6 protein-coding genes are annotated in these 7,866 nt (G+C 68.4%); 3 read left to right on the top strand and 3 right to left on the bottom strand.

The genetic code is table 11. The features are described from left to right. Nucleotides 1-1,577, bottom strand: a 1,577-nt coding sequence (typA, locus tag Q1K57_RS02720; RefSeq protein ID WP_300078745.1) for a translational GTPase TypA, incomplete at its 3' end; no start/stop codon positions are given. Nucleotides 1,578-1,682: 105 nt separating this feature from the next. Further along, nucleotides 1,683-3,179: an amino acid permease gene (locus Q1K57_RS02715; protein ID WP_300078741.1), complete on the bottom strand. Its 1,497-nt coding sequence runs from the start codon at nucleotides 3,177-3,179 to the stop codon at nucleotides 1,683-1,685. A 152-nt stretch (nucleotides 3,180-3,331) separates the two neighbouring features. On the opposite strand from Q1K57_RS02715, the gene Q1K57_RS02710 reads away from it, so the two are divergent. From Q1K57_RS02710 to Q1K57_RS02700, 3 genes are all read left to right on the top strand, one after another. Continuing rightward, nucleotides 3,332-4,465, top strand: a complete 1,134-nt coding sequence (locus Q1K57_RS02710) for a GTPase (protein WP_300078739.1) — start codon at nucleotides 3,332-3,334, stop codon at nucleotides 4,463-4,465. Nucleotides 4,466-4,527: 62 nt separating this feature from the next. Then, on the top strand, nucleotides 4,528-6,054 hold the full coding sequence (locus tag Q1K57_RS02705) for a glycosyltransferase family 39 protein (RefSeq protein ID WP_300078737.1): 1,527 nt from the start codon (nucleotides 4,528-4,530) through the stop codon (nucleotides 6,052-6,054). A gap of 25 nt (nucleotides 6,055-6,079) precedes the next feature. Next, the gene (locus Q1K57_RS02700; RefSeq protein ID WP_300078735.1) at nucleotides 6,080-7,450 is read left to right on the top strand and encodes a DUF6056 family protein; all 1,371 of its coding nucleotides are present in this window, start codon (nucleotides 6,080-6,082) and stop codon (nucleotides 7,448-7,450) included. Nucleotides 7,451-7,594: 144 nt separating this feature from the next. Here Q1K57_RS02700 and Q1K57_RS02695 read toward each other — a convergent pair. Further along, the coding region (locus Q1K57_RS02695) for a hypothetical protein (RefSeq protein ID WP_300078733.1) at nucleotides 7,595-7,866 on the bottom strand (272 nt) is incomplete at its 5' end.

The following is a 7,866-nucleotide window of genomic DNA, read 5'->3' as shown; positions in this document are numbered from 1 at the left end:
GCGACGAACAGGATGCCGCGCTCCTGCAGGTTGAACAGCGCGTACGACGTGACCGATCCTGTCCGGTCGGCGACGAGGGACCCCGTCATGCGCGTCTTGATCTCGCCCGCCCACGGCTCGTAGCCCTCGAACACGTGGTGCATGATGCCGGTGCCGCGGGTCTCGGTGAGGAACTCGGTGCGGAAGCCGATGAGCCCGCGCGCGGGCACGATGAACTCCAGCCGCACCCAGCCGGTGCCGTGGTTGATCATCTGCTCCATGCGGCCCTTGCGGGTGCCCATGAGCTGCGTGACGGTGCCGAGGTGCTCCTCCGGCACGTCGACCGTCAGCCGTTCGACGGGTTCGGTGAGGACGCCGTCGGTCACCCGGGTCAGCACCTCGGGTTTGCCGACGGTGAGCTCGAAGCCCTCGCGGCGCATCATCTCGACCAGGACGGCCAGCTGGAGCTCTCCGCGCCCCTGCACCTCCCAGGTGTCGGGCCGGTCGGTGGGCAGCACCTTGATCGAGACATTGCCGATGAGCTCGGCGTCCAGGCGCGCCTTCACGAGGCGCGCGGTGAGCTTCTTGCCCGACCGGCCCGCGAGCGGTGAGGTGTTGATGCCGATCGTCATGGAGATCGACGGCTCGTCCACGTGGATCAGCGGCAGCGGACGGGGGTCGGTGGGGTCGGACAGCGTCTCGCCGATCGTGATGTCGGGGATGCCCGCAATGGCCACGATGTCGCCCGGCCCGGCGGACTCGGCGGGCACACGCTCGAGGGCGTTCGTCATGAGCAGTTCGGAGAGCTTGACGTTCGCCGTCGTCCCGTCGCGCCGGATCCACGCCACCTGCTGGCCGCGCTTCAGCTCGCCCTCCACGATGCGGCACAGAGCGAGCCGGCCGAGGTAGGGGGAGCTGTCGAGGTTGGTCACGTGCGCCTGCAGCGGCGCGCCCTCGGTGTAGGTGGGGGCCGGGATGTGCTCGAGGAGCGTCTGGAACAGCGGCTCGAGGTTGTCGGCGTCCGGCATACCGCCGTCGGCGGGCTGGGCGAGCGATGCCCGGCCGGCCTTCGCCGCGCAGTACACGATCGGGAAGTCGAGCTTGTCGGCCTCGTCGTCCTCCACGAGGTCCATGAACAGGGCGTACACCTCGTCGACGACCTCGCTGATCCGGGCGTCGGCGCGGTCGACCTTGTTGATCACCACGATGATGGGGAGGTGCTTGGCGAGTGCCTTGCGCAGCACGAACCGCGTCTGCGGCAGCGGGCCCTCCGAGGCGTCCACCAGGAGCAGGACGCCGTCGACCATCTCGAGCCCGCGCTCGACCTCGCCGCCGAAGTCGGCGTGGCCGGGGGTGTCGATGATGTTGATCGTCACGGTGTCGCCCGAGGCCGTCTCGTGCTCGACGGCGGTGTTCTTCGCGAGGATCGTGATGCCCTTCTCGCGCTCGAGGTCCATCGAGTCCATGACGCGCTTCTCGACGTCCTGGTTCTCGCGGAAGGCGCCGGACTGCCACAGCATGGCGTCCACCAGCGTGGTCTTGCCGTGGTCGACGTGGGCGATGATCGCGACGTTGCGCAGGTCAGCGCGAGTGGGCATGGAGGATCCGATCAGGCTGGGGACAGCGAACGCCCCATGCTACGCCGGGACGCCGACGGTGCCGTAGCCGGTGCCGCCCGTTGCCGCGGCATCCGGCACTCGGCATCAGTGGTTCTCGCGCAGGGCCTGCTCGAGGTCCGGGGAGAGTGCGATGCCAGTCTGGAGGCGGGAGTGGTGGCGGGACCAGGCGAAGTAGATGATCAGCCCGATTGCCAGCCAGGCGAGGAAGCGCACCCACGTCTCGAGCGACAGGTTGAGCATCAGGTAGCCGCAGACGAGCGCCGACAGGATGGGCACAACGGGGGAGAAGGGCACCGTGAAGGCGCGTTTCAGGTCGGGTCGCTTCCGGCGCAGCACGGGCACGCCGAGGGACACGAGCACGAACGCGCTGAGCGTCCCGATATTGACCATGCTCTCCAGCACGCCGATCGGCGTGAAGCCGGCGGTAACGGCGCAGATGAAGGTCACGATGGCGGTGATGAGCCACGGCGTCCGGAACCGGGGGTGCACCTTGGCGAGGCCCATCGGCAGCAAGTTGTCGCGGCACATGGCGAAGATGACGCGCGTGGCGCCGACCATGAGCGTGAGGACGACCGTCGTCAGCCCCGCGACCGCACCGGCCGAGATGAGGGTGGCCATCCAGCCCTGGCCGTGGTTGACGAACGCGTTGGCCAGGGCGGCGCTCGGGTCGAGCTGGTCGTAGCGGACCATCCCCGTCACCACGAGCGCGACCGCGCAGTACAAGACGGTGCAGATGACGAGCGACGCGATGATCCCGATGGGCAGGTCACGCTGGGGCTTCTTCGTCTCCTCGGCGGCGGTCGCCACGACGTCGAACCCGATGTAGGCGAAGAACACGAGGGCGGCGCCGGCGAAGATGCCGGGGACGCCGAAGGCTGCGGGCGCTGCCCCGGTCATCCACTGGAGGAGCGGCTGCGTCCACCCCGTCGATGCCTCGGTGGCCACCGGCGTGGGGATGAACGGCGCGTAGTTGGCCGGGTTGACGAACTGGATGCCCGCGATGATCACGAACAACACGATGAACAGCTTCAGGCCGACCAGAACCATGTTGACCCGCATCGACTCCTTGATGCCGATGGACACGAGCAGGCCGAGCACGATCACGAGGAGCACTGCGGGCAGGTCGACGACGCCTCCGTAGCTGATGGCTTCGGGCAGCACGATGCCCACCTTGCCCAGGAAGACGCCGAGGTAGGCGCTCCACCCCTGGGCCACCACCGACGCACCGAGGAACATCTCGAGAATCAGATCCCACCCGATGATCCACGCCAGCAACTCCCCGAGCGACGCGTAGCTGAACGTGTAGGCCGAGCCGGAGACGGGAACGGTCGAGGCGAACTCGGCGTAGCACATCGCCGCCAGGGCGCAGGCGAGGGCCGCGAGCACGAAGCTGATGACGATGGCGGGGCCGGTCATGGCGTGGGCGACGCGGCCGGTCAGCGTGAAGATCCCGGCGCCGATGACGACACCGACGCCGAACACGGTCAGGTCGAGGGCCGTCAGCGACTTCTTGAGCTGGTATTCCGGCTCGTCGGTGTCGGCGATCGACTGCTCGATGCTCTTGGTGCGGAACAGGTCCATCCGGGTCTCCTCGGTCGCAGGGGGGCCGCGGGACACCGTAGCGGCGCCATGACTTCACGGAGGCCGATTCCACGCAACAGACACACCCCGCGGGGGGCCGGTCAGGGACAGCCCCGTCCCGCACGAACCGCAGCCTGAATAGGCTGGACGCCGTGACGCAGTTCTTCACGGAGTCGTTCCGTTCCGAGTTCGACAAGCAGTCGGGACTCATGGGTCGCTTCAACCTCGGCGTTTTCGGCAAGACCGGGGTGGGCAAGTCGACGCTGATCAATGCCGTGTTCGGGGAGGAGGTCGCCGCGACCGGCGTGGGTGCGCCGATCACCAAGGACTCGCACCTCTACGTCGGCGTCCACGGCAGCCTGGGCCTCATCGACACCCGCGGCATCGAGATCGGCCGCGACGACAAGGCGTTGGTCAAGGAGATCAAGCAGTTCGTCTCCAACCAGCGCAAGTTGCCCGTGGCCGATCAGATGCACGCCGCGTGGTACTGCGTCCGCGCTCTCGACCGGCGCTTCGAGGAGGCCGAGGCGGAACTCATCCGCACGCTCGCCGACCTGGACGTGCCTGTCATCCTCGTCTTCACGCAGGTGCCGGTGCGCGACGGGCAGTTCCATCCGGACGCCCTCGCTCTCGCCGCGCACGTCGAGAGCCTCAACCTGCCGATCGTGGCCGGGCGTCCGTTCATGACCTACGCGATGAGGGACCAGTTCACCGGTCAGCCGGCCTACGGCTTGATGGAGCTCGTGAACGCCACCTTTCTGGTTGTCCCAGATGCGGTCCACGCAGCGCTCGCGACGGCGCAGAGGGTGGACCTCGACGCCAAAGCGCGGCAGGCGAACAAGCACATAGCGGCGTCGGTCGCCGGGGCGGCCACCGCAGCCGCCGTCCCGATCCCGTTCAGCTCGGCGGCGATCCTCGTGCCCTTGCAGCTCGGCATGATGGCGCGCATCGCACAGCTTTACAACGTGCCCTTCGACCGGGCGGCCATCCTCGCCGTCGCGTCGACGTCACTGGCCACTGCGACCGGACGCCAGGCCGCCACGAGCCTGCTGGAGCTCATCCCCGGAGCCGGGCAGATCGCCGGAGGCGTCATCAACGCATCGGTCGCCTCTGGATTCACCCTCGCTATGGGGCAGGCGTGGTTGGCCGTCTGCCAGCGCGCCGCCGCGGGGAAGCTCGACGGGATCAACGGCGTCCTCGACTCCGCGGCCGTGAAGCGGCTGTTCGACGAGGAGCTCCGCAAGCGGGCGCCGCGGGTCCGTCGGGACGAGACCCAGACACCGTAGGCCGTCTGGCGCCGCCGGCGGGACGTCCAGCCGTCGGGGTCGTGTTCGTCTAGATTGGGCCGGTGGGCGAGGGTGGGGTGCGCTGGCGGCGTTGGGGCCATGCCGTGTGCGTGGTGGTTCTGGTGCTCGCCGGCTTGCTGCTGCGCTTGTCGGATCTCGAGGATCCTCCATTGGACTTCCATGCGACCCGTCAGTTGCATTCAGCAGAGATCGCGCGTGGCATGTACTACGCCGACCTGGAGAGTGCGCCTGCGTGGCAGCGGGCACTGGCCCAAGAGGGATGGGATCTCAAGTCGGTCAACGAGCCGCCGATCCTCGAAACGCTGGCCGTCGCGGGCTACCGGATCGTGGGGGACGAGGCATTGTGGATCCCGCGGGTGTTGTCGATCGGTTTCTGGGCGCTCGGGTCGCTGGCGGTGTACGCCGCGGCCCGCAGATTGGTGGGGCCGGTCGGTGCCCTTGCCGCGCTCGCCTACGTCACGTTCTTCGGTTTCGGGGTGGTGGCCAGTCGGGCATTCATGCCTGACCCCCTGATGGTTGCGCTCATGGCCGGTTCCCTCTGGCTCGCCGTGGGGTGGGCCACCGAGTCCGTCCGGGGGCGACAGTGGGCCTGGGCTGTCACCGCGGGACTGGTGACCGGTCTGGCGGTGCTGGTCAAGCCGCTGTCCGGCTTCATGCTCGCGCCGTTCTGGGTCGGGTTGTCGCTGGGCACGAGAGGCTGGCGAGCAGTCACGTCAGGGCAGCTGTACGTGGCGGCGGCGCTGGCAGCTCTGCCGCCCCTGCTGTTGTACGGGGTGGCGCAGCCGGGAACGACGAGCGGCCAGTTCGCGGGCCGCTTCTACCCGGAGCTCTGGGGGAGCGCGGACTTCTATGCCGGCTGGGGGGCGATGGTCGATGGGGTCTTCGGGACCCCCTGGCTGTTGGTGGCGGCGGTCGGGGTCTGCCTCGTGGCGCATCGGGGTGCGTTGGCGTCCTTGTGGGGCTGGGTGGTGGGGTATGTGGTGCTGGGGTTCACCGTCTCGCATCACATGTCGACCCACGACTATTACTCATTGCCGTTGGCGCCCGTGGTGGCTGTCGGTGTCGGCGCCGTGTTGGCCGCGGTCGCATCGTTGGTGCGACGGCGTTCGGCAACGCTGCGGGTGGGCGTGGCGCTGCTGCTTGCCCTCGGGGTGGCGTGGTCCGCCACGGCGTCGTACCGGCAGCTCATGGGGGACGACTTCCGCGGGGAGGCTGCTCGCTGGCGCGCCTTGGGCCAGATCTTCGACCCCTCGGACAAGGTGACCGGCCTCCTGCCCGAGTACGGCCATCCGTTCCGGTACTTCGGGTGGCGCTCCTTCGCGGCGTGGCCCTCCGTGTTCGACCGCGACCTCATGGACGACGAGGCGCCGGGCTGGTTCGAGTCGGAGTGGACCAAGCGGACCCGGGGGAGCAACTACTTCCTCATCACTGAGGATGAGCGCTGGCAGCTTTCCGAACAGACGGACCTCCGCGATCATCTGTCGGAGCACTGTGCACTCGTCAACGATGCGGGAACCTACCTGCTGTACGACCTGCGCTCGTCCTCGTGCCGCCGACCCGGGAACTGAGGCGTCCGGCAATACGATGCCTGCTGTGACGGCGTCCCGAGCACCACAGGCGGCTCGCCTGGCCGTGTATGTCGCGGTGTTCGCGCTGGTCTGGCAGCTGAACCGCATGACGGACTTCACCGCCGACGACTTCATCTACCACTTCGTCTTCCAGGTAGGTCCGCCCGACGCATCGACTCGACTGCTGGCAAGCCCGCTCGACCTTTTCGGATCGATCTGGACTCACTACAACACACAGAACGGCAGGAACCTCGCGCACGCCGCGTTGCAGTTCTTCTGCCTGTTCCCCAAGGCGGTCTTCGATGTCGTGAACACGCTCGTGTTCCTCGCCGTTGGCCGGTTGGTAGTGTGGCATGTCGCACCCGGCCGCCGCCCCTCACCCGCCGCGGAGCTCGCGGTGTTCGGGGGCCTGTGGCTGTTCGTCCCGTACTTCGGGCAGGCCGTGCTGTGGATGTCGGGGGCAGTCAACTACCTGTGGATGTCGCTCGTCACGCTGGTGACGCTCGTGCCCTACCGGCTCCTGGCGTCCGCCCCCGTCGCCCAGCGCGTGCCGTCAGGGACGGCGGTCACGGGTGGCGTGGTGGCGCTCGGGCTGATCGGGGGCAGCACCAACGAGAACAGCGCGGGGGCGTGGATCCTGCTCGCCTTTCTCCTCATGCTCGGACGCAGCGCTCGCGGCGGCCGCATTCCCGCCTGGGCGTGGCTGGGGGTGGTGGGGGCAGGCGTGGGGCTCATGGTGCAGCTGATCTCGCCGGGCAATCGGTTGCGTGCGGAGAAGCTGGCCGGGACGCAAGAGCTCACCGTGATCGAGCGGATCCCCTACATCCTCCAGGTCGCCGGCGAGACCTCCGGCGTCCTGCTGGGGGTTTTCGTGGTGGTTTTCCTGGTCGCGCGGGCGCGCGGACCGCTCGGACGCCCCGGCTGGACGGCGGCGGCCTATGTGATCGCGGGCGTGGTGTCCGGGCTGGCGATGGTGGTGACTCCCACCATGCCGCACCGTTCGTGGATCTGGACCGTGCTGTTCCTCCTCATCGCGATCGGGATCGCGGGGCGCGAATGGAGCCGGACGGCGCCCGGGTGGGCGGCGGCGGCTCTGGGCGCGGCGATCCTGGTGCTGCTGGGCTGGGGGTCTTTCGAGTACGTCTGCGCCTCCACGTCCATCAGCCAGACGCATGCCGAGGTGGCGCAGGAGCTGCGGGTCATCGAGGAGAGCAAGGCTGCTGGGAACCTGGATGTGGTGGTCACCAAGTTCCGCCAGCCCACGAACCGCTACAACGCCCTGGCGTACACCGGTAATCTCCGCGCCGACCCGAATGCGTCGTTCAACCGCTGGTTCGCGCGCTACTACGGCTTGGACTCCATCACCGTCGACAACCCTGAAGAAGTCTTCCGCTGAGGGTGCGTGGCACCCCGGATCACGCGGAGATCACACGCGCCAAGACGTGGCGGGACTCCAACCATGGAGGGACCCGAACGCACCCGTACGGGAGGTACGGAGGCGGGTAAAGCAGGCGCTTTCGCGGCCGGCAGCCTTGTCAGATCAGTGGGGCGGATCCAACCGGACGCGCCCAGCCAGGGCCGTCAACGCGACGACGACGCCGACGACCGGGCCGACAGCGAGGCTGATGATGACGTTGCTCTGGACGTCCAACGGCAGGAACAACATCGCGATGCTCGCGGCGGTCGCCAGGATCCAGGCCGCGAGGAACAGCCCGTGCCGTCCCCGCGCCAACGCGACGGATGTGGCCACGACCAGAGAGCCGATGGAGCCGGCCCCGACCGCGAGCAGGCCCATGAAGATCCCGGTCAGCG

This window comes from Propioniciclava sp. (assembly GCF_029977985.1).
Taxonomy (GTDB): Bacteria; Actinomycetota; Actinomycetes; order Propionibacteriales; family Propionibacteriaceae; genus Propioniciclava.
Note: the sequence above shows the minus strand (reverse complement) of the source record. Positions and strands in the feature narration are given on the sequence as shown.